General features: G+C 71.9%; 15 protein-coding genes. 6 read left to right on the top strand and 9 right to left on the bottom strand.

Annotation, left to right across the window (positions count from 1 at the left end; all coding sequences use genetic code 11):
* Positions 1-11 precede the first annotated feature (11 nt).
* The 9 genes from AC5020_RS03860 to AC5020_RS03820 form a co-directional block, all read right to left on the bottom strand.
* Positions 12-692: an anthranilate synthase component II gene (locus AC5020_RS03860; protein ID WP_494564390.1), complete on the bottom strand. Its 681-nt coding sequence runs from the start codon at positions 690-692 to the stop codon at positions 12-14.
* On the bottom strand, positions 661-2,910 hold the full coding sequence (gene pknB, locus AC5020_RS03855; RefSeq protein WP_464987297.1) for a Stk1 family PASTA domain-containing Ser/Thr kinase: 2,250 nt from the start codon (positions 2,908-2,910) through the stop codon (positions 661-663). The genes AC5020_RS03860 and pknB overlap by 32 nt, the downstream gene beginning before the upstream one ends.
* The gene (locus AC5020_RS03850) at positions 2,907-4,379 is read right to left on the bottom strand and encodes a serine/threonine-protein kinase (RefSeq protein ID WP_464987296.1); all 1,473 of its coding nucleotides are present in this window, start codon (positions 4,377-4,379) and stop codon (positions 2,907-2,909) included. The genes pknB and AC5020_RS03850 overlap by 4 nt, the downstream gene beginning before the upstream one ends.
* Positions 4,376-5,821 carry a peptidoglycan D,D-transpeptidase FtsI family protein gene (locus AC5020_RS03845; protein ID WP_464987295.1) on the bottom strand — a complete coding sequence of 482 codons (1,446 nt, stop codon included), beginning with the start codon at positions 5,819-5,821 and terminating at the stop codon, positions 4,376-4,378. The genes AC5020_RS03850 and AC5020_RS03845 overlap by 4 nt, the downstream gene beginning before the upstream one ends.
* Positions 5,818-7,230, bottom strand: a complete 1,413-nt coding sequence (locus tag AC5020_RS03840; protein WP_464987294.1) for an FtsW/RodA/SpoVE family cell cycle protein — start codon at positions 7,228-7,230, stop codon at positions 5,818-5,820. Before AC5020_RS03840 ends, AC5020_RS03845 begins: the two co-directional genes overlap by 4 nt.
* On the bottom strand, positions 7,230-8,561 hold the full coding sequence (locus AC5020_RS03835; protein WP_377018378.1) for a PP2C family protein-serine/threonine phosphatase: 1,332 nt from the start codon (positions 8,559-8,561) through the stop codon (positions 7,230-7,232). The genes AC5020_RS03840 and AC5020_RS03835 overlap by 1 nt, the downstream gene beginning before the upstream one ends.
* On the bottom strand, positions 8,558-9,085 hold the full coding sequence (locus AC5020_RS03830; protein WP_377018377.1) for an FHA domain-containing protein FhaB/FipA: 528 nt from the start codon (positions 9,083-9,085) through the stop codon (positions 8,558-8,560). Before AC5020_RS03830 ends, AC5020_RS03835 begins: the two co-directional genes overlap by 4 nt.
* A gap of 15 nt (positions 9,086-9,100) precedes the next feature.
* Positions 9,101-9,814: an FHA domain-containing protein gene (locus tag AC5020_RS03825; RefSeq protein ID WP_464987293.1), complete on the bottom strand. Its 714-nt coding sequence runs from the start codon at positions 9,812-9,814 to the stop codon at positions 9,101-9,103.
* A gap of 156 nt (positions 9,815-9,970) precedes the next feature.
* Entirely contained in the window at positions 9,971-10,717 is a 747-nt protein-coding gene (locus tag AC5020_RS03820; RefSeq protein WP_464987292.1) for a L,D-transpeptidase family protein, read from the bottom strand.
* Between the two features lie 236 nt (positions 10,718-10,953).
* Between AC5020_RS03820 and AC5020_RS03815 the strand changes: the two genes are divergently transcribed.
* The 6 genes from AC5020_RS03815 to AC5020_RS03790 all read left to right on the top strand — a co-directional run bounded on the left by AC5020_RS03815 (position 10,954) and on the right by AC5020_RS03790 (position 19,176).
* Positions 10,954-11,850, top strand: coding sequence for a serine hydrolase domain-containing protein (locus AC5020_RS03815; protein WP_464987291.1), 897 nt, complete (start codon positions 10,954-10,956; stop codon positions 11,848-11,850).
* Positions 11,847-12,662, top strand: coding sequence for a serine hydrolase domain-containing protein (locus AC5020_RS03810; RefSeq protein ID WP_464987290.1), 816 nt, complete (start codon positions 11,847-11,849; stop codon positions 12,660-12,662). Before AC5020_RS03815 ends, AC5020_RS03810 begins: the two co-directional genes overlap by 4 nt.
* 140 nt (positions 12,663-12,802) lie before the next feature.
* Entirely contained in the window at positions 12,803-15,982 is a 3,180-nt protein-coding gene (locus AC5020_RS03805) for an alpha-mannosidase (protein ID WP_464987289.1), read from the top strand.
* 290 nt (positions 15,983-16,272) lie between these two features.
* A complete protein-coding gene (locus tag AC5020_RS03800) occupies positions 16,273-17,421 on the top strand; it encodes an NAD-dependent epimerase/dehydratase family protein (protein WP_377018372.1) in 1,149 nt (382 codons plus the stop codon).
* A 10-nt stretch (positions 17,422-17,431) separates the two neighbouring features.
* Complete coding sequence (locus AC5020_RS03795; RefSeq protein WP_464987288.1) at positions 17,432-18,550, top strand: glycosyltransferase family 4 protein; 1,119 nt, start codon at positions 17,432-17,434, stop codon at positions 18,548-18,550.
* Entirely contained in the window at positions 18,547-19,176 is a 630-nt protein-coding gene (locus AC5020_RS03790) for a GNAT family N-acetyltransferase (protein WP_464987287.1), read from the top strand. The genes AC5020_RS03795 and AC5020_RS03790 overlap by 4 nt, the downstream gene beginning before the upstream one ends.
* Positions 19,177-19,182: the final 6 nt, after the last annotated feature.

Genomic DNA, 19,182 nt, shown 5'->3' with positions numbered 1-19,182 from the left:
CCGCCGGTTGCTCAGCCGGCGGTCATGAGGGGCTTCAGCCCCGCGGAGCGCTCGGCGGCGTCGATGCCGTCGCACAGCTCGAGGAACCGCGCCAGCATCAGGTGCCCGTTCTCGGTGAGCACGGACTCGGGGTGGAACTGGACGCCGTGCAGCGGGAGCTCGCGGTGGACCAGGCCCATCACCATGCCGTCGGCGGTGCGGGCGGTGATCTCGAGGACCTCGGGGATCGTCTCGGGCACGACGGTCAGCGAGTGATAGCGGGTCGCCGTCATCGGCGACGGGGCCCCGGCGAAGACGCTGCGCCCCTCATGGGTGAGGTCGCTGGTGCGCCCGTGCATGAGCTGCGGGGCATGGCCGACGGTGGCCCCGAAGTACTGACCCAGCGCCTGATGGCCCAGGCAGACCCCGAGCATCGGCACGGATCCCTCGGCGCAGGCGCCGATCACCTCGAGGGTGCGGCCGGCCGTGGTCGGGTTGCCGGGACCGGGGGAGATCAGCACCCCGTCGAATCCGGTGAGGTCGACGGCGCCCGCCTCGTCGGCGGGGACCTCGTCGTTGCGCACCACGACGGTCCGGGCGCCCATCTGCTGGAGGTATCCGACGATCGTGTAGACGAAGCTGTCGTAGTTGTCGATGACCAGCACGCGAGCCGGAGAGGTATCAGTCGCCACCGTTTCCTCCTCCGACGGCATCGTCGACGTTGCCGCCGCCGTTCCCGCCGCCGCCATTGCCGTTGCCGCCGCCGTTCCCGCCGCCGCCATTGCCGTTGCCGCCGCCATTGCCGTTCCCGCCACCGTTGCCGTTCCCGCCGCCGGTCTCCTCACTCGGCGTCTCGCTCGGCGTCTCGCTGGGCGTCTCGCTCGGAGTGTCGCTGGGCGACGGGCTCGGTGAGTCGCTGGGGGTCGGCGAGGGCGTGGCCTCCGGCCTGTCGGAGACCACGATGGTCACGGTCGAGCCGCGCTCGGCCTCCTCGTTGGCCTCGGGGTCGGTGCGGATCACCCGTCCCTCCTCCACGCTGTCGGAGTTCTCCCGCTCCGTGACGGTGCCGAAGCCCTCATCGCCGAGCACCTGCTGGGCCTCCTCGAGCGTGCGGCCGGTGACGTTGGGCACCGCCACGGGGCCGGGCGCCGCGGCCACCACCAGGTCGACCCGGGAGCCGTACGGCGCGGTCCCGCTCTCGGCGGTGGGCGTCTGGGTGAGCACCGTGCCCGGGTCCGCCTCGGCGTCCTCCCGCTCGGAGGAGGCGACCTCGAAGCCGCGCGCCTCCAGGGACTCCTGGGCCTGCTCCAGGGCGACGCCCTCGACGTTGGGGATCTCGACGTCGCCCGAGGCGACGGTCAGCTGCACGACGGTGCCGCGCTCGGTGCTGGTGCCGCCCTGCGGATCGGACCGCAGCACGGTGCCGCGCTCCTTCGCCGCATCCTCCTCGCCGGCGACCTCCGAGTCGAGCCCGGCGTCCTCGAGGGCCTGTTCGGCCTCCTCGCGGCTCATGTCCGTGACGTCGGGGACCTCCACCGCCTCCGGACCGGCGGAGACGGTCACCGCCACGGTGGAGCCGGCCTCGACCTCCTCGCCCTCCGGCGGATCGGTCTCGATGACGGTCCCGGCCTCCACGTCCTGGGAGGCGACCTGGCTGAACTCGGCCTCGAGCCCGGCCTCGTCGAGGATCGTGCGGGCCTCGTCCTCGGTCTCACCGGCCACGGCCGGCACCGCCACGGTCTCCGGCTCGGAGGGTCCGAAGGGATTGAAGTAGACCAGCGCGGCGGCGATCAGGGCGAGGACGGCGAGCAGGACCAGGATGATCAGCCACCAGGGGCGCTTGCGCTTCGGCTCCTCCTCGACCTCCGCGGGGGAGTGGGGAGTGAGACCGGTGGGCTCAGCGGGCGCGCCGCTGCTCCAGTCCGCGGCCCGCGTGGTCGTGGCCGCTCCCGCCCCGGCGGCCGCGCCGGCAGCGCTCATCGCCGGCAGCGCCTCGGTGGCGTCGTCGACCGGGCCCAGCACGGTGGTGGCCTCGGCATCGGACCCTGCCGGGACGGCCCCGGCGACCAGTGCCGGGGTGCGGCCGGAGACGGCGGCGGCGATGTCGCGGGAGAACGCGACGGCGCTGGGGTAGCGCTTCTCGCGGTCCTTGGCCAGGCCCGTGAGGATCACGGCATCCAGAGCGGGCGTGATCGCGGGGTTGTAGGCCGACGGGGGCTGAGGCTCCTCGCGCACGTGCTGGTAGGCGATGGAGACCGGGGTGTCGCCGGTGAACGGCGGGCGCCCGGTGAGCATCTCGTACATCACGCATGCGGCGGAGTAGATGTCCGAGCGGGCATCGACCAGCTGGCCGCGGGCCTGCTCCGGCGAGAGGTACTGGGCGGTGCCCATCACGGCCTGGGTGGCCGTCATCGCGCTGGTGGCGTCGGCGACCGCACGGGCGATGCCGAAGTCCATGACCTTGACCGCGCCCGAGTCGGTGATCATCACGTTGCCCGGCTTGATGTCGCGGTGGACGATCCCGGCCCGGTGCGAGTACTCCAGGGCGCTGAGCAGCGCGGCCATGACCTCCCCGGCCTGGTGGGCGTCCATCGGGGGGTCGACGTGCTCGCGCAACGTGGTGCCGTGGACGTACTCCATCACGATGTAGGGGATGGTGACGTCGGCGCCGGTGACCGTGCTCTGGTGCTCCTCGCCGGTGTCGTACACGGCGACGATCGAGGGATGGTTCAGCGAGGCGGCGCTGTGCGCCTCACGGCGGAACCGCTCCTGGAAGTTCGAATCCCGGGCCAGGTCCGATCGCAGCACCTTGACGGCGACCGTGCGGTGCAGGCGGGTGTCCTCCGCCAGGAACACCTCGGCCATGCCGCCTGTCCCGAGGATGCGCCCCAGCACGTAGCGGCCTCCCAGGACCACGTTCTCTTCGCTCACTCCACACCTGTCCTCGTGCCGTGGCCGACACCGACCGATCCGTTCATCGTACGTGCTGACACCGTCTCCCCGGGCCCGACCTGGTCGAACCGGTCGAACTGGTCGACGGGGCCGAGCCCCGTCGCGCCCAGGGGCAACCATCCCATTCCTCCGGCGACCGCGACCGCGATGACCACCACCACGAGGATCACCAGGATCAGCCCGGGCAGGGACAGCGGCCCGATCCGTCGGCCCGTCGAGGTGCCCCGCACGGTCCGGGCCGAGGCGGCGGTGTCCACCCCGCCCGGCGTCCCGTCCCGGGACGACCGGTCTGCGGTCCGCTCCCGCGACGAGGTGCGCGGCGCCGGCGACGGGGACGCCGCGGAGCGCGCGGACCCGGCAGAGACAGCCGACGCAGCGGAACCGGCCGACGCAGCAGAGCGCGCCGAGGTCGCCGACGCGCCGGAGCGGTGCCGGACCCCTCGGCCCCGGCCCGACAGCGGCAGCGGCATCGCGGCGGTCCGGGTCCCCGTCGGCGAGGCGCCCGGCCCGGTGCGCGGACGCTCCCCGGTGCCGCCCTCGCCGCGCACGGCGTTCTCACCGGTCCAGTCGTGGTCCTCGACCCGGGTGACCGGGATCGCGCCGGTGGTGAAGCGCGGCTCCACGCCGCGCTGGATGGCCTCCAGGATCCGGGCCACCGCCGCCGCCGAACGGGGGCGGTTGGCCGGGGCCTTGGCCAGCGTCATCATCACCAGGCGCCGCAGATCCTCGTTGATCGCCTCGGGCAGCTCCGGGGGCTGCTGCTTGACCTGGGCCATGGCGATCTCGACCTGGCTGGAGCCGGTGAAGGGCCGGTGGCCGGCGAGCATCTCGTAGGCCACGATCCCCAGGGCGTAGATGTCCGAGAGGGAGGTGGCCTGCTTGCCCATCGCCTGCTCGGGGGAGAGGTACTGGGCGGTGCCCATCACCAGGCCGGTCTTGGTCAGCCGCGCCTGGTCCTTGCTGCGGGCGATCCCGAAGTCGGTGATCTTCATCGACCAGCCGTTGTCCTCGTCGACCAGCACGTTCTCCGGCTTCACATCGCGGTGGACGACCCCCTTGGAGTGGGCGGCATCCAGCGCGCGGGCGAGCTCGATGAGGATCGAGATGACCCGCTTCTCGGGCAGCCCGCCGGGGTTCTCCTCGATGATGTCCGACAGCGGCCGCCCGGGGCAGAGCTCCATGACGATGTAGGCGCGCCCGTCCAGCTCGCCGTAGTCGTACAGGGCGGCGATCGCGTCGTGCGAGAGGGCGGCGGTGTGGCGGGCCTCGGCGCGGAAGCGCTTGAGGAAGCCCTCGTCCCCGGCGTACTCCTCGCGCAGCACCTTGACGGCCACCTTGCGGTCGAGCTCCTGGTCCTGGCCCTTCCAGACCTGTCCCATGCCGCCGGTGGCGATGAGCGAGGTCAGCTCGTAGCGCCCTTCGAGCACGAGTCCTGGTTCGGTCCTCATGGATCGATCACCGCCTCCATCACGTCCTGGGCGATCGGTGCCGCTGTCTGCGACCCGTATCCGCCCTCCTCGACCACGACCGAGAGCGCCACCTTCTGCTCGTCGGTCTGCCCGTAGCCCACGAACCAGGAGTGGGCCGCGCGGTCCTGGCCCCACTGCGCGGTGCCGGTCTTGCCGCCGACCTCCACGCCGTCGACGGCCGCGGCCGTCCCGGTCCCGTCCTCGACGACGCCGACCATCATCTGGCGCATCTGGGCGGCGTTGGCGGCGCTGACCGGCTGGCCGAGCTCGTCCGGGGTCAGCTCGGCCACCGTGGAGAGGTCGCTGGTGCGCACGGCCTGGACCAGCTGCGGCTGCATCACCACCCCGTCGTTGGCGAAGGTGCCGGCGACCATGGCCATCTGCAGCGGCGTCACCCGGGTCTCGAACTGCCCGATCGACGTGGTGGCGAGCTGGGCGGGATCGAGATCGGTGCCGATCGAGGACGGCGTGACCGACAGCGGGATCTCCAGGCGCTGACCGAAGCCGAACTCCTCGGCGGTGCTGCGCAGCTGGTCCTCGCCGACCTGCTGCCCGAGCAGCGCGAAGGAGGTGTTGCAGGACTGGCGCAGGGCGTCGGCCAGGGTGGACTCCTCACCGGGCCCGCAGGGCTCGGTGCCGCCGCCGGCATGGTTGTTCATCACCGACGACGAGTTCGGCAGCTGGTACGTCCCCGGCCCCGGGATCACCGAGTCCGCGGTGGCCGTGCCGGATTCGAGGGCGGCCGCGGCGACGACGAGCTTGAACGCCGAGCCGGGCGGGTAGAGGTCCCCGCCGATGGCGCGGTTGGTCAGCGGGCGCTGGGGATCCTCGTTCAGCTCCGTCCAGGCGTCCTGGACCGCCCCGATGTCGTGGGAGGCCAGTCGGTTGGGGTCGTAGCTGGGGGAGGAGACCATGGCCAGGATCGCCCCGGTCTCCGGGTCCAGCGCGACCACGGAGCCGCGGCGGCCGTCCAGCGCCTCCCACGCGGCCTCCTGGGCGCCGGAGTCCAGCGTCAGCTCGACCGTCGCCCCCCGACCCTGCTTGCCCGAGAGGATGTCGGAGATGCGGTGGTAGAACAGCGCATCGGCCTCACCGGACAGCGTGTCGTTCAGGGCCCGCTCGATGCCGGAGAAGCCGTAGACCACCGAGTAGTAGCCCGTGACCGGGGCGTACATGGCTCCGGGGTCGTAGCCGCGCAGGTACCCGTAGGTGTCCCCGGACTCCTGCGAGCTCGCGATCACCTCGCCGTCGACCACGATCGGGCCGCGGTGGCGGCCGTACTCGTTGTAGCGGGTGCGGTCGTTCTCGCCGTGGGCGTTCAGCCGGTCCTGGGCGACGACCTGGAAATAGGTGGTGGAGGTGAACAGCAGCACGAACAGCACGCTGATCACCAGCCACACATGGCGCAGGGGCCTGTTCACTCCATCACCTCCCCGCCGGTGCCGTGCGGGACCGGCCGTGCGGTCTCGCCGCCGGTGCCGTTCGCCCCGGGCACGTTGCGGGCGGCGGGCCGGCGGGCGGCGTCCGAGAGCCGCACCAGGATGCCCGCGACGATCCAGTTGCACACCAGCGAGCTGCCGCCGGCGGCCAGGAACGGCAGCGTGAGGCCGGTCAGGGGGATCACCCGGGTGAGGCCGCCGACGACGACGAACACCTGCAGGGCGAGGACGAAGCCGAGACCGCCGGCCAGCAGGGTCCCGAACCCGTCGGAGATGCCGACGGCGGCGCGCACGGCGCGCTGGACCAGCAGCAGGTACAGCAGCAGCAGGGCGAAGGCGCCGACCAGCCCCAGCTCCTCCGCGAAGGAGGCGAAGATGAAGTCGGACTCGGCGAAGGGCACCACGTCGGGCCGTCCCTCACCCAGGCCGGCGCCGGTGATCCCGCCGTTGGCGAGTCCGAACAGGCCCTGACCGATCTGCTCGCAGGTGCTGAAGTTCGCGCTGGAGAGCGGGTCCAGCCAGCAGGTGATGCGCGTCTTGACGTGGCCCATCTGGGTGGCCGCGAAGATGGCCGGCGGCAGGAACAGCACGGCCCCGATCACCAGCCAGCTCAGGCGGTCCGTGGCCACGTACAGCATCACCACGAACAGGCCGAAGAACATCAGCGAGGTGCCCAGGTCGGTCTGGAACACGAGCACCGCCATCGCGAAGCCCCAGGCCACCAGGATCGGGCCGAAGTCGGACCAGCGGGGCAGGTGGATGCCGAGCACCTTGGGCCCGGCCAGGGCGAGGGTGTCGCGGCGGGAGACCAGGTAGCCGGCGAAGAAGATCGCGAAGGCGATCTTGGCCAGCTCGGCAGGCTGGAAGCTGTAGCTGCCGATCGAGATCCAGATCTGGGAGCCGTAGCGCGCGGAGCCGATCACCGGCAGCAGGGGCAGCAGCAGCAGCACCGCACCGGTCACCGCGGAGATCCATGAGTAGCGGCGCAGGTGGCGGTGATCGCGCAGGAGCACCAGCACGCCCACGCACAGCATCACCCCGATCGCGGCCCACAGCATCTGCCGGTCGGCGCTGCCGGAAGAGCGCACCGAGTAGATCTCATGGGCGGCGTGGACGCTCTCGATCACCGCGATGCCCAGCAGGTTCAGCAGCACCACCACGGGCAGGATCACCGGGTCCGCGTACGGTGCGCGCCACATGACCGCGATCTGCAGCGCCCCGGCGAGCACCACGGCGCCGACGGCGTACTGCGGCAGGTTCGCCGGCAGCTCCTCGTAGCGCCCCAGACCCACCAGGGCGTAGGCGCCCAGGCCGATCGCGACCGCGAACGCCAGCAGCGCGGCCTGGGTCAGCCGGCGCGGGCGAGCGGTGTAGGACACGATGGTGGCCACTAGGTCTCCTCACCCGGGCCGGGGCTCGCGCCGCCGCCGGTGCTCCCGCCGATCCCTCCGCCGTCGGAGGGGCCTCCGCCGTCGGAGGGGGCGGGAGAGCTGGGAGGCGGCCGGTTCGCGGCGGCGACCTGCTCGAGGCGGTCGATGATCGCCTCGGCCGAGTCCCGGTCGCTCGCCGAAATCGTGTTCTCGACCTGCTGACGGGTCGCCTCGGGAAGATCGTCCAGGGCCACGTCGGTGACCTCGACCGGGTCGGACATCGAGATCGGGCCGAGATCCTGGGAGAGGCCCTGGTAGAGGACCACGTCGGTGCCGTCGGTGCCCACGTAGTACTGCCGCTGGGACCAGGCGTACCCCGCCCACAGCACACCGCCCAGCAGCGCGACCAGCAGCACCATCGCCACCAGCGCGGGCCAGGGGCTGCGCCGCGGCGGCTCGTCCTCGGAGAAGTCCTCGTCCTCGTAGGGGACCTCCGGCTCCTCGCGGGTCAGTGCGGCCGCCTTCGCGGCGGGGCCGGAGGCGGCGGTGGGCTGATTGCGGTTGCGCGCCGCCGAGCCCACGATCTGCGGGGCGGAGGACGGGGCCTCCTCGCCGCGGGGCAGCTCGTCGAGATCGATGACGTCGGCGACGATGCAGGTGATGTTGTCGGGACCGCCGCCCTTCAGGGCCAGCTGGACCAGCTCGTCGGCGCACTCGCCGGGATCGGCGAACTCCTTGAGGGTGGCGTCGATCGTGTCCAGCGAGACCAGGCCCGACAGGCCGTCCGAGCACAGCATCCAGCGGTCGCCCGGATGGGCCGGGCGCAGCGACAGATCCAGCTCGGGGTCGGCGTCGACGTCGCCGAGCACGCGCATCAGCACCGAGCGCTGAGGATGGCGCTCGGCCTCCTCCTCGGTCAGCCGGCCCTCGTCCAGCAGGCGCTGGACGAAGGTGTGGTCCTTGGTGACCTGGGTGGTCTCCTCCTCGCGCAGCAGGTAGGCGCGGGAGTCGCCGATGTGGGCGAGGGCGAACTTGCCCTCGGCGCGCAGCAGGGCGGTGATGGTGGTGCCCAGGCCCCGCAGCTGCGGCTCGTCGCGCGCCCGGCGCAGGATCTCCTGGTTGGCATCGAGCACGGACTCCTCGAGGGTCGCGACGATGTCCGAGGCGGGCGTGTCCGAGTCGAGCCCGGCCAGCCGCCCGATGGCGACGGAGGAGGCGACGTCGCCACCGGCGTGGCCGCCCATGCCGTCGGCGACCACCAGCAGGTGACTGCCCGCGTAGCCGGAGTCCTGGTTGTTGGACCGCACGAGGCCGACGTCGGAGCGGGCGGCGTACCGCAGGGCGATGCTCATCGCGGACCTCGTCTCAGCTCGATCTCGGTGCGGCCGATCCGCACCTGAGCACCGGGCCTGAACGGTACGGATCCTTCGATGCGCCGGCCGGAGACCAGGGTGCCGTTGGTGGAGCCCAGATCCTCCACCATCCACTCGCCCTCGCGCTGGAAGACGCGGGCGTGGCGGTTCGAGGCGTAGTCGTCATCGAGCACGAGGGTGCACTCGGGGGCACGTCCGATCAGGATCGGGGTGGAACCCAGCGTGAGCGAGGTCCCGCGCAGGGGACCGGCGGTGACGACCATCGCGGTGGCCGTGACCTCCGGGTCGGTGCGCAGCGCGGACGGGTCGGCGTCGGACCGCGAGGAGTTCCCGCCGGGAGCGGTGGAGGCAGGGCGCTGCTCACGGCGCGGATCGCGGCTGGAGCGGGTCACGACCGTGGTCCCGAACAGGTCGTTGCGCAGCACCAGCACCGCGATGATCACGAACACCCACAGCGCCAGGACGAAGCCCAGGCGGAGGGCGACGAGGGTCAGTTCGCTCATGTGATCGTCACCCGGTCACCAGCTGACCGGGCCGGCGGCCGGGAGCAGCACGGTCAGGCGGGTGCGGCCGATCTTGATCAGCGAACGGTCCTGCAGGGGGACCGGCGTGCGGATCCGCTCGCCGTCGACGAAGGTGCCGTTGGTCGAGCCGAGGTCGGTCGCCACCAGCGCGCCCTCGCCGTCGGTGCGCAGCTCCAGGTGATGGCGGGAGACCCCGGTGTCCTCGAGGATGATGTCCGCGTCGCCGCCGCGGCCGATCACCGTCACCGGCCCCGTCAGCAGGTACTGCTGGCCGTCGATCTCGACGATGGGGCTGGATCCTGCCCCGGAGCGGGCGGCGCCGGTGGCGGGGGCCACGCTGCCGCGCTCGGTGCGGGACTCGGTCTCGAAACGGCCGGGGCGGACCTCGTCGTCGCGCTCCAGGCCCACCACGACACCGCCGGCGAACATGTAGCGCTGCTTCTCGGCGTGCTCCATGAGCAGTCGCTGCAGCTCGTCGATCAGGGTGTCCTGCCAGGAGGCGAAGCGGTCGAAGTCCTGGGAATGGAGATAGATCGTGTACACGTTCGGCGCCAGGGTCCGGGTGCGGTCGAGCACCTGGATCTGGTCGTCGCACTCGCGCTTGAGCCCCTGCGCGAGGTCGAGGGGTTTCAGCTGCCCGCGCCCCGGCGAGAACACGCTCGTCACGCCGCGGTCGAGGCCGCGCTCGATCCGATCCAAGATCCCCACGGTGGTCCTTCGCTGTCGCTGTCCCTGCACCCCGCCGGCCGACGGGGCTGTTCGCCCTCCCGATCGTAGCGCGTGGCCAGGTCATCGACCCGCCGACGGAGCGGTGGGGCAGCAAGGGATTCGTGCAGGAACCGTAAAGGACTCCCGGCGGGCAGGTCAGGCGTGGACGTGGACGCGACGCCCCTCGACCATCCAGCCGCGCGACCACAGCATGTCGGTGGCGGCGGTGGAGATGCGGCAGCAGCCGTGGGAGGCCGGGTAGGTCGGGATCGACGTGGATCCGTGGATGGCCCAGCCGCGGTCGTAGTACCCGGGGCGGTACAGGTCCCCCAGCGAGCCGGACTGCCAGCCGTCGGGGTAGAAGAAGTACATCTCGAAGTCGCCCTCCGGCGTGGTCGCCGTCTTCCAGCGCCCGTCGGAGTAGTACTCCTCGCCGCTGCCGGTGGAGGTGTTCAGGATGTACCGCAGGTCGCTGTCCCAGGTGGCGGTGATCAGCTGCGTGCTGAGATCGACCTCGAAGCTGTACCCCTCGGTCTGCTCCCGGCTCGGCTGGACGCCGTCCGCGATCGCGCCGTACGTGTCCGGGCCGACGACGCCGTCCGTGGCCAGGCCTCCCGCCTTCTGCAGGGCGAACACGGCCTGCTCGGTGATGTGCCCGAAGCCGCCGTCGGCCTCGCCGCACCAGTAGCTCAGCGAAGTCAGGTCCTCCTGCAGGGCCGTCACGTCCGAGCTGCGGTCCCCCTTGCGCAGCGTCGGGGCCGCGGCAGCGGGGCCGGCGCCCACGGCGAGCCCGGCGCCCAGCGTGCCCACCCCGAGCAGCAGGGTGCGGCGGGTCGGTGTCCTGGAACGGCCGGGCGCGGCCGGGCCGCTTGCTCGTGCACTGCTTCCGGTGATGATCGACATGATCTGTTCCCCTCTGTTCTCCCCTGACGGACTGATTTTCTGGGCATCTGTACGAGATGTGGGCTTCATCCTGCACGGGTCAAGGAAGTGCAAACAAGGGGAAAAGTCGACTGGTCTCCGAGATTCTTGTGAGGGTTCTGTGACGCCGCAGGTCGGCACCTGGTTTCCAGTGGGTCAGCAGCGCGGGCCGGTCCGTCGGGCCCGCGGCGGACGGGCCCCCGTGCCATATTTGAGGCGTGGAGACCGCGAGCCAGCCCCCGCCCGACCAGCCCCGCCGGCCTGACCGGTCCGGCCAGGCCCGCCGGCCCGACCAGGCCCGCCCGCCCGAGATCCCGGTCGACGTCGATTTCGAGCACGCCCTGGGCGTCACCGACGCCGGCGCCACCGTGCACACCCAGGGCGATGCCGAGCGGGTGTGGGATCTGGCCAGCGTCTCCAAGCCGCTCGCCGCGCTCGGCGTGCTGATCGCCGTCGAGCGCGGGCTCGTGGGCCTCGACGAGCCCGCGGGACCCGAGGGCGCCACCGTCCGCCACCTGCTGGCGCACACCGCCGGCTACGCCTTCGACGGGGAGTCGACGGTCGCCGCGCCCGGCACCCGCCGCATCTACTCCAACACCGGCTTCGAGGTCCTCGCCGCCCACGTCGAGCAGTCCACCGGGTACGAGTACGAGGACTGGATGGAGCAGACCGTCGTCCAGGGGCTCTCACTGCGCGACGTCGAGGTCACCGGCTCCCCGGCGGCCGGATACCGCGGCAGCATCCGGGACCTGCTGGCCGTCGGCCGGGAGCTGCTCGAGCCCACCCTGATCTCGCGGGAGCTGTGGCGCGAGGCGAGCGCCGTCCAGTTCCCGGGGCTGGCCGGCATCCTGCCCGGCTACGGGCGCCAGAAGCCCAACGACTGGGGCCTGGGGTTCGAGATCCGGGACGGCAAGGATCCGCACTGGACCGGCGCCGGCGCCGCCCCCGAGACCTTCGGGCACTTCGGCCAGTCCGGCTCCTTCCTGTGGGTCGACCCGACGCGCTCCCTGGCCGCCGCCTTCCTCGGCGCCGAGCCCTTCGGCTCCCGGCACGTGGAGATCTGGCCCGGCCTCAGCGACGAGATCCTCGCCCGCTTCGGCGACTCCGCGCGATGAGCGCCCTCGATCTGCTGGAGGACTTCGGCTTCGAGGCCGCCGCGATCGTGCTCGGGCCCGACGGGGTGCGTGAGCAGCGCGGCGACCTCGACCTGCCGCGCCGCTGGCGCTCGGTGACCAAGACCCTCACCGGCTACGCGAGCGCGATCGCGCTGCAGGAGGGGTACGTCGGCCTCGACGACGAGGTGGGCCCGCCCGGCGCGACGCTGCGCCACCTGCTGGCCCACGCCTCGGGGTACTTCTACGAGTCCGACGGGACGCTGCAGGCACCCGGGCAGCGTCGCCACTACTCCAACTTCGGCATCGACGAGGCCGCCCGCCACATCGAGCGTGCCACCGGCTGCGACTTCGGGGACTGGGTGGCCGAGAAGGTCGCGCGCCCGCTGGGGATGAGCCGCCTGGAATGGGGCGGCTCGGCCTCCGTCGGCGCCCGCGGCCCCCTGAGCGACCTGGCGCGCTTCGCCGCGGAGGTGCTGCGCCCGACGCTGCTGGAGCCGGAGTGGTTCACCGCCGCGACCACCCCGTCGTTCCCGGAGCTGGTGGGCATCATGCCGGGCTTCGGCAAGCAGAGCCCGAACCCCTTCGGGCTGGGGTTCGAGGTGCGCGGGGCCAAGTCGCCGCACTGGACGGGGACCGCCAACAGCGAGGAGACCGTCGGCCACTTCGGGATGCGGGGCACCGCGTTCTGGGTGGACCATGCGGCCGATCTCGCCCTGGTGGTCGGCACCTCCCACGACTTCTGCGACGCCCACCGCGAGGTGATGCCGCGCCTGGCCGACGCCGTCCTGGCCGCCCACGGCCGGCGAGCCTGAGCCCGCGGACGTGACGCACGGCTCACGCGGTCGCTAAGCTCGGCCATCGGCGGCGGCTCGGCCCGCCGCCCCGCGAACCCGTCTGCCGGCACCGCCCGGCCCCATCAGCCGGCGCCGAGCGCGCCCTGAGGAGCACCTTCATGTTCGACGACAGGGAACTCACCGAGGCCAGGATCCGCCGCGTCACCCGCGACCACCTCGTTCCCGGCATCTACCAGGAGACCGCCCCGGTCCGGATCACCGCCCACCGCCTCCCCGGCGAGCCGGTGCCCCCGCACGAGGCCATCGGCGCGGATGCGGCGGAGGACTCGCCCTACGCGCCGATCGAGATCGGCGCGCCGCTGGGCCGTGCCTGGTCGACCACCTGGCTGCACATCACCGGCACCGTCCCCGCCGAGTGGGCCGACGACGACGCCTCCGCGCCCGAGCTCCTCGTCGACCTCGCCTTCACCGGCATGCCCGGCTTCCAGGCCGAGGCGCTCGCCTTCACCCCCGACGGGGTCCCGCTGAAGGCCATCAACCCCTTCAACCGGTACCTGCCCCTGGCCGCCGGCCAGGAGGTCGACCTCTACCTCGAGTGCGCCGCGAATCCCACCGTCTCGGGCGGCTGGTCGTTCGCCCCCACCCCGCTCGGTGACCTCGCGACCATCCCCGAGGAGGAGCTGTACTCGATCTCCCAGCTCCACCTCGCCCGCCGCGACACCCGGATCTGGGAGCTCGTCGAGGACGTCCGCGCCCTCAGCGGGCTGATGGCCGAGCTGCCGGAGACCAGCCAGCGCCGCCACGAGATCCTGCGCGCCCTCGAGGTCGCCTGCGACATCGTCGACCCGGACGACCTGCCCGGCACCGCCGAGGCCGCCCGGGAGGTGCTGAGCCCCGCGCTGCAACGACCGGCCGGCTCCTCGGCGCTGACCGTGCTGGCCACCGGCCACGCCCACATCGACTCCGCCTGGCTGTGGCCCGTGCGCGAGACCGTCCGCAAGGTCGCCCGCACCTTCTCCAACGTCGCCACGCTGCTCGAGCAGGACCCGGACCTCACCTTCTCCGCCTCCTCCGCCCAGCAGTACCAGTGGCTGAAGGACCGCTATCCCGAGCTGTTCGCCCGGATCACCGAGCACGTCGCCGAGGGGCGCTTCGTGCCCGTCGGCGGCATGTGGGTCGAGTCGGACACCAACATGCCCGGCTCCGAGGCCATGGCCCGCCAGTTCATCGCCGGCAAGCGGTTCTTCCGGGAGAACTTCGGGGTCGAGACGCGGGAGACGTGGCTGCCGGACTCCTTCGGCTACTCCGCCGCGCTGCCGCAGATCGCCGCGCTCGCCGGCCAGGAGTTCTTCCTGACCCAGAAGGTCAGCTGGAACCAGACCAACACCTTCCCCCACCACACCTTCCGCTGGGAGGGCCTGGACGGCACCAGCGTTTTCACCCACTTCCCGCCGGCCGACACCTACAACGGCGACCTCAGCGGCGGCGAGCTGGCCTACTTCGAGCGGAACTTCAAGGAGAAGGGCCGCGCGAGCATCGGGATGGACCTGTTCGGCCACGGCGACGGGGGCGGCGGACCCACCCGCGAGATGCTGGCCGCGGGCCGCCGGGCCTCCGACCTCGAGGGCTCCCCGCGCGTCGAGTTCGGCACCGCCGAGGACTTCTTCGAGCGCGCGAGGGAGGAGTACCCCGACGCCCCGGTGTGGAACGGGGAGCTCTACCTCGAGCTGCATCGCGGCACCTACTCCGCGCAGCTGGGCACCAAGCAGGGCAACCGCCGCAGCGAGCACGTGCTGCACGAGGCCGAGTTCCTCGCCTCCCTCGCCGCGATCCGCGCCGGGTACGACTACCCGTACGACGAGCTCGAGGCGCTGTGGCACGACACGCTGCTGAACCAGTTCCACGACATCCTCCCCGGCTCCTCGATCGCGTGGGTCCACCGCGAGGCGGAGCAGCAGCACGCCCGGATCGCCGAGCGCGCCGAACGGATCATCGAGGAGTCGCTGTCCGCACTCGGCGCCAGCGACGCGAAGGGCACAGGGCCCGAGACGCCCGCTGACGGACCCGATGCGGAGGGCGGCTGCCCCTCCCGGACGCTGCTGAACACCGCGCCCGTCGCCCGCCGCGGCGTTCCCGCCTACTCCGCCGGGACGGTCAGCAACGGCCAGGAAGCGGTGGTCGTCATCCGCGAGGGCGGGACCATCACCATCGAGAACGCCTCGGTGCGCGCGGTGCTGGATCCCTCCGGGGCGATCTCCTCGTTGGTGGACCGCGCGAGCGGCCGCGAGGCCATCGCACCCGGCAGCCGCGGCGCGCTGCTGCAGCTGCACCGCGACACCCCCAACGCCTGGGACGCCTGGGACATCGACGAGTTCTACCGCCACGTGGTGCGGGACCTCGAGACCCCCACCGACGTCGAGGTCAGCGAGGCCGACGCCGGCGTGCGGGTCTCCTTCACCTACACCACCGCGCTGGCCGACGGGGCCGAGACCTCCGGCGTCACCGGCGCCGGGTCCACCATCGTCAAGACCTACCGGCTGCGCCCGGACGACGAGTCGCTGGAGATCATCCACGACATCGACTGGCGCGAGCGCAAGAAGGCCCTCAAGCTCGCCTTCCCCCTCGACGTGCGCGCCGCCCACCTCAGCAGCGAGATCCAGTTCGGCCACCTCGACCGGCCCATCCCCGTGAACACCAGCTGGGACTTCGCCCGCTTCGAGACCTGCGCCCACCGCTGGGTCCACCTCGCCGAGGGCGACTACGGGGTGGCCATCGCCAACGACTCCACCTACGGCCACGACGTGCTGCGCACCGTGCGCGAGGGCGACGGCGGGACCACCACCACGACCCGGCTCACCCTGGTGCGCGCCCCGGAGTACCCCGACCCCGGCGCCGACCACGGGACGTACACGCTGCGGGTCGCGGTGCGGCCCGGGGCGGGGATCCGCGAGGCCATCGAGGAGGGGTACCGGATCAACCTGCCCGAGCGCTTCCTCGCCGGCGCCGGTGCGCCGGCCGCCGCCGCGCCGCCGGCCGCCGCCGCGCCGCTGGTCGCCGTCGATTCCCCGAGCGTGCTGATGGAGACGGTGAAGCTGGCCGAGGACCGTTCCGGTGATCTCGTGGTGCGGCTGTACGAGTCCGAGGGCGCCCGTGCGTCGGCGACGGTGAGGCTGGACGGGGCGCTCGGGCCGGCCGTCTCGGTCGTCGACCTGCTCGAGCAGCCCTTCGGCGAGGACGCCCCCGCTGTCCGCTCGGCGCTGACGCGCGGCGAGGACGGCAGCGTGGAGCTGGCCTTCCGCCCCTTCGAGATCAAGACGCTGCGGATCGCGCGCGGCTGACCCGCGGCGAGCGAGGGCGACCGGGAGGTAGGTCTCCGGCCGTCCGCGGGGCCCGCGTCAGAACTGCCCGGCCAGGGACGCTACAGTGGCGTCCGCCGTGGTGAATCGGGCCGCCGGTCCGTCGTCGGACGCGTTCGTCACGGCCTGTTCCCCGGCTGTTCACCGCGGGCGGCGGCCGTCTTTGAGCGGCCTGCGTCCTCGGCTACGTTTAGAGCCGACTCGCTGTTGCACCATCCGGATGCGGACCCCATCCGCAGGCCGGGACCTGGACCTTTTGGAGGACTCTCGAGATGAAGATCGTCGTCGCCGGTGGAGACGGATTCTGTGGCTGGCCCACTGCCCTGTACCTGTCGCAGAAGGGTCACGACGTCACGATCGTGGATAACCTGGTGCGTCGCGAGATCGACGAGGAGCTGGGATCGAACTCCATGACCCCGATCCTCTCCCTCGAGGAGCGGGTGGCGGCCTGGAAGGAGGTCTCCGGCAAGGACATCGCGGTCCGGATCGCCGACCTCACCGACTACGACGCGGTGACCTCGCTGTTCGAGGACATCCAGCCCGAGTCCTTCGTGCACTTCGCCGAGCACCGCAGCGCCCCGTACTCGATGATCGACCGTGAGCACGCGATCGAGAACCACCGCAACAACGTCGAGGGCACCCTGAACGTGCTGTGGGCCATCAAGGACCACGCCCCGGACTGCCACCTCGTCAAGCTCGGCACGATGGGGGAGTACGGCCAGCCCAACATCGACATCGAGGAGGGCTGGATCGAGATCGAGCACAAGGGCCGCACGGACCGTCTGCCCTTCCCCAAGCAGCCCGGCTCGTTCTACCACCTCACCAAGGTCCACGACAGCGACAACATCATGTTCGCCTGCCGCATCTGGGGCATCCGCGCCACGGACCTGAACCAGGGCGTCGTCTACGGCCTGGAGACCGACGAGACCCGCCTGGACCCGCGCCTGGTCAACCGCTTCGACTACGACGCGGTCTTCGGCACGGCCCTGAACCGCTTCATCATCCAGGCGGCCATCGGCCACGACCTCACCGTCTACGGCAACGGCAGCCAGACCCGCGGCTACCTGGACATCCAGGACACCGTGCGCTGCATCGAGATCGCCTGCGAGAACCCGGCCGACCGCGGCGAGTTCCGCGTCTACAACCAGTTCACCGAGCAGTTCTCGGTCAAGGAGCTGGCCGAGAAGGTCCAGAAGGTCGCCCGCGACCTGGGCCTGGAGGCGAACCTCGCGACCACCGAGAACCCGCGCGTGGAGAAGTACGACCACTACTACAACGCGACCAACACCAACCTGCTGGACCTGGGGCTGGAGCCCCACCTGCTGACCGACGAGCACCTCGTCGAGGTCCTCAAGGTCGCCCAGAACAACACCGACCGGGTCAAGCGCGAGCTGGTCATGCCCACCGTGACCTGGAAGTGACGCGGCGACCGTGAAGATCGCGATCGTCACGGAGACGTTCCTGCCGTCCGTCGACGGCGTGGTCACGCGCCTGCGCCACGCCGTCGAGCGGTTCGTCGACCACGGGCACGAGGTCATGGTCGTCGCCCCGGACCTCGGGGTCACCAAGCACCACGGGGCCCGGGTGGTGGGCATCCGTCCGGTGACGCTGCCGTTCTACAAGCACCGGCGGTTCACCCTGCCCAGCCCCAACGTGGACGGCATCATCCGTGGCTTCCACCCGGACGTGGTCCACGCGGCCCAGCCGATCCTGCTGGCCTCCTCGGGGGCCTACGCCGCCCATCGCCAGCGGATTCCGCTGGTGGCCAGCTACCACACCCACATCCCGCGCTATCTGGATCTGTACCGGGCGTGGTCCTGGGGCAAGCCGGCCGTGTGGTGGCAGATCAAGCGCAACCACGCCCTGGCCGACATCAACCTGGCGACCTCCGAGTCGATGCGGGCCGAGCTCGCCGAGAAGGGCCTGGCGAACCTGCACGTGGTGCGCCGCGGTGTGGACACCCGGACCTTCCATCCCGGCTTCGCCTCCGGGGCGATGCGGGAGCGGCTCACGCAGGGCCACCCGGAGAAGAAGCTGCTGGTGTTCGTCGGCCGTCTGGCCGCGGAGAAGGAGATCCACACGCTGCGGCCGATGATGGAGCGCCGGGACGACGTGGCGCTCGCGATCATCGGCGACGGGCCCTACCGCAGCGAGCTGGAGAACCTCTTCGCCGGCACCTCGACGCTGTTCCCCGGCTTCATGGAGGGGGAGGAGCTTGCCTCGGCCTTCGCCAGCGCCGACGCGTTCGTGTTCCCCTCGGTCACCGAAACCCTGGGGCTGGTGATCCTCGAGGGGATGGCCTCGGGGCTGCCGGTGGTCGCCGCCCGCTCCGGGCCGACGATGGAGCAGGTCACCGACGGCGTCAACGGCCTGCTGTTCGACTCCGGGAACGAGGAGAGCCTGGACGCGGCGCTGAGCCGGCTCTCGGATCCGGGCCTTCGCGGCACCATCCGCGAGGCCGCCCGCGCCGAGGCGGAGAAGTTCTCGTGGGAGAACGCGTCGGACGACCTGCTGCGGTACTACGAGATGGCCATCGAGCAGCACGGGTGAGCGCATCCTCGACCCGGGCGGTGCCCACCACGCCGCTGGCCGCGCGGGAGCCGGTCATGCTGACCGGAGAGCGGGTGCGGCTCGAGCCGCTCGCCGAGGAGCATGCGGACGGCCTGCGCGCGGCGGTGGCCGACGGGGAGATCTGGCGCCTGCCCTATGCGCCGCACATCCCCGCACCCGCCGAGGTCGACGCCTCGGTCGCCTCCCTGCGCGGGGACGTCGACGCCGGCCGCCGCCTCGCCTGGGCGGTGGTACGGCCGGCCGACGGGCGGGTGCTGGGACTGACCACCTTCATGAACCTGGCCCTGGCCGACCGCGGCCTGGAGATCGGCAACACCTACCTGGCGGGCTCCGCCCACCGCACCGGGGTCAACGCCGAGATGAAGCTGCTCCTGCTCACACACGCCTTCGACACGCTCGGGTGTCTGCGCGTCGAGTTCCGCGTCCACCACCTCAACCACGCCTCGCGACGGGCGGTGGAGCGGCTCGGCGCCCAGCAGGAGGGCATCCTGCGCGCGCATCGGATCCTGCCCGACGGCACGGTTCGCCACACGGTCGTCTACTCGATCCTGGCAGGCGAGTGGCCAGGCGTGCGCGCCGCGCTGAGGCATCGTCTGGGCGATTGAGGCCGG

Source organism: Brachybacterium sp. SYSU DS0246 (genome assembly GCF_059391765.1).
Note: the sequence above shows the minus strand (reverse complement) of the source record. Positions and strands in the feature narration are given on the sequence as shown.

Coding starts and splice junctions, on each gene's coding strand:
- AC5020_RS03860 (WP_494564390.1), bottom strand. CDS start 692: ATGCCGTCGGAGGAGGAAACGGTGGCGACTGATACCTCTCCGGCTCGC.
- AC5020_RS03850 (WP_464987296.1), bottom strand. CDS start 4,379: ATGAGGACCGAACCAGGACTCGTGCTCGAAGGGCGCTACGAGCTGACC.
- AC5020_RS03835 (WP_377018378.1), bottom strand. CDS start 8,561: ATGAGCATCGCCCTGCGGTACGCCGCCCGCTCCGACGTCGGCCTCGTG.
- AC5020_RS03830 (WP_377018377.1), bottom strand. CDS start 9,085: ATGAGCGAACTGACCCTCGTCGCCCTCCGCCTGGGCTTCGTCCTGGCG.
- AC5020_RS03820 (WP_464987292.1), bottom strand. CDS start 10,717: ATGTCGATCATCACCGGAAGCAGTGCACGAGCAAGCGGCCCGGCCGCG.
- AC5020_RS03810 (WP_464987290.1), top strand. CDS start 11,847: ATGAGCGCCCTCGATCTGCTGGAGGACTTCGGCTTCGAGGCCGCCGCG.
- AC5020_RS03805 (WP_464987289.1), top strand. CDS start 12,803: ATGTTCGACGACAGGGAACTCACCGAGGCCAGGATCCGCCGCGTCACC.
- AC5020_RS03800 (WP_377018372.1), top strand. CDS start 16,273: ATGAAGATCGTCGTCGCCGGTGGAGACGGATTCTGTGGCTGGCCCACT.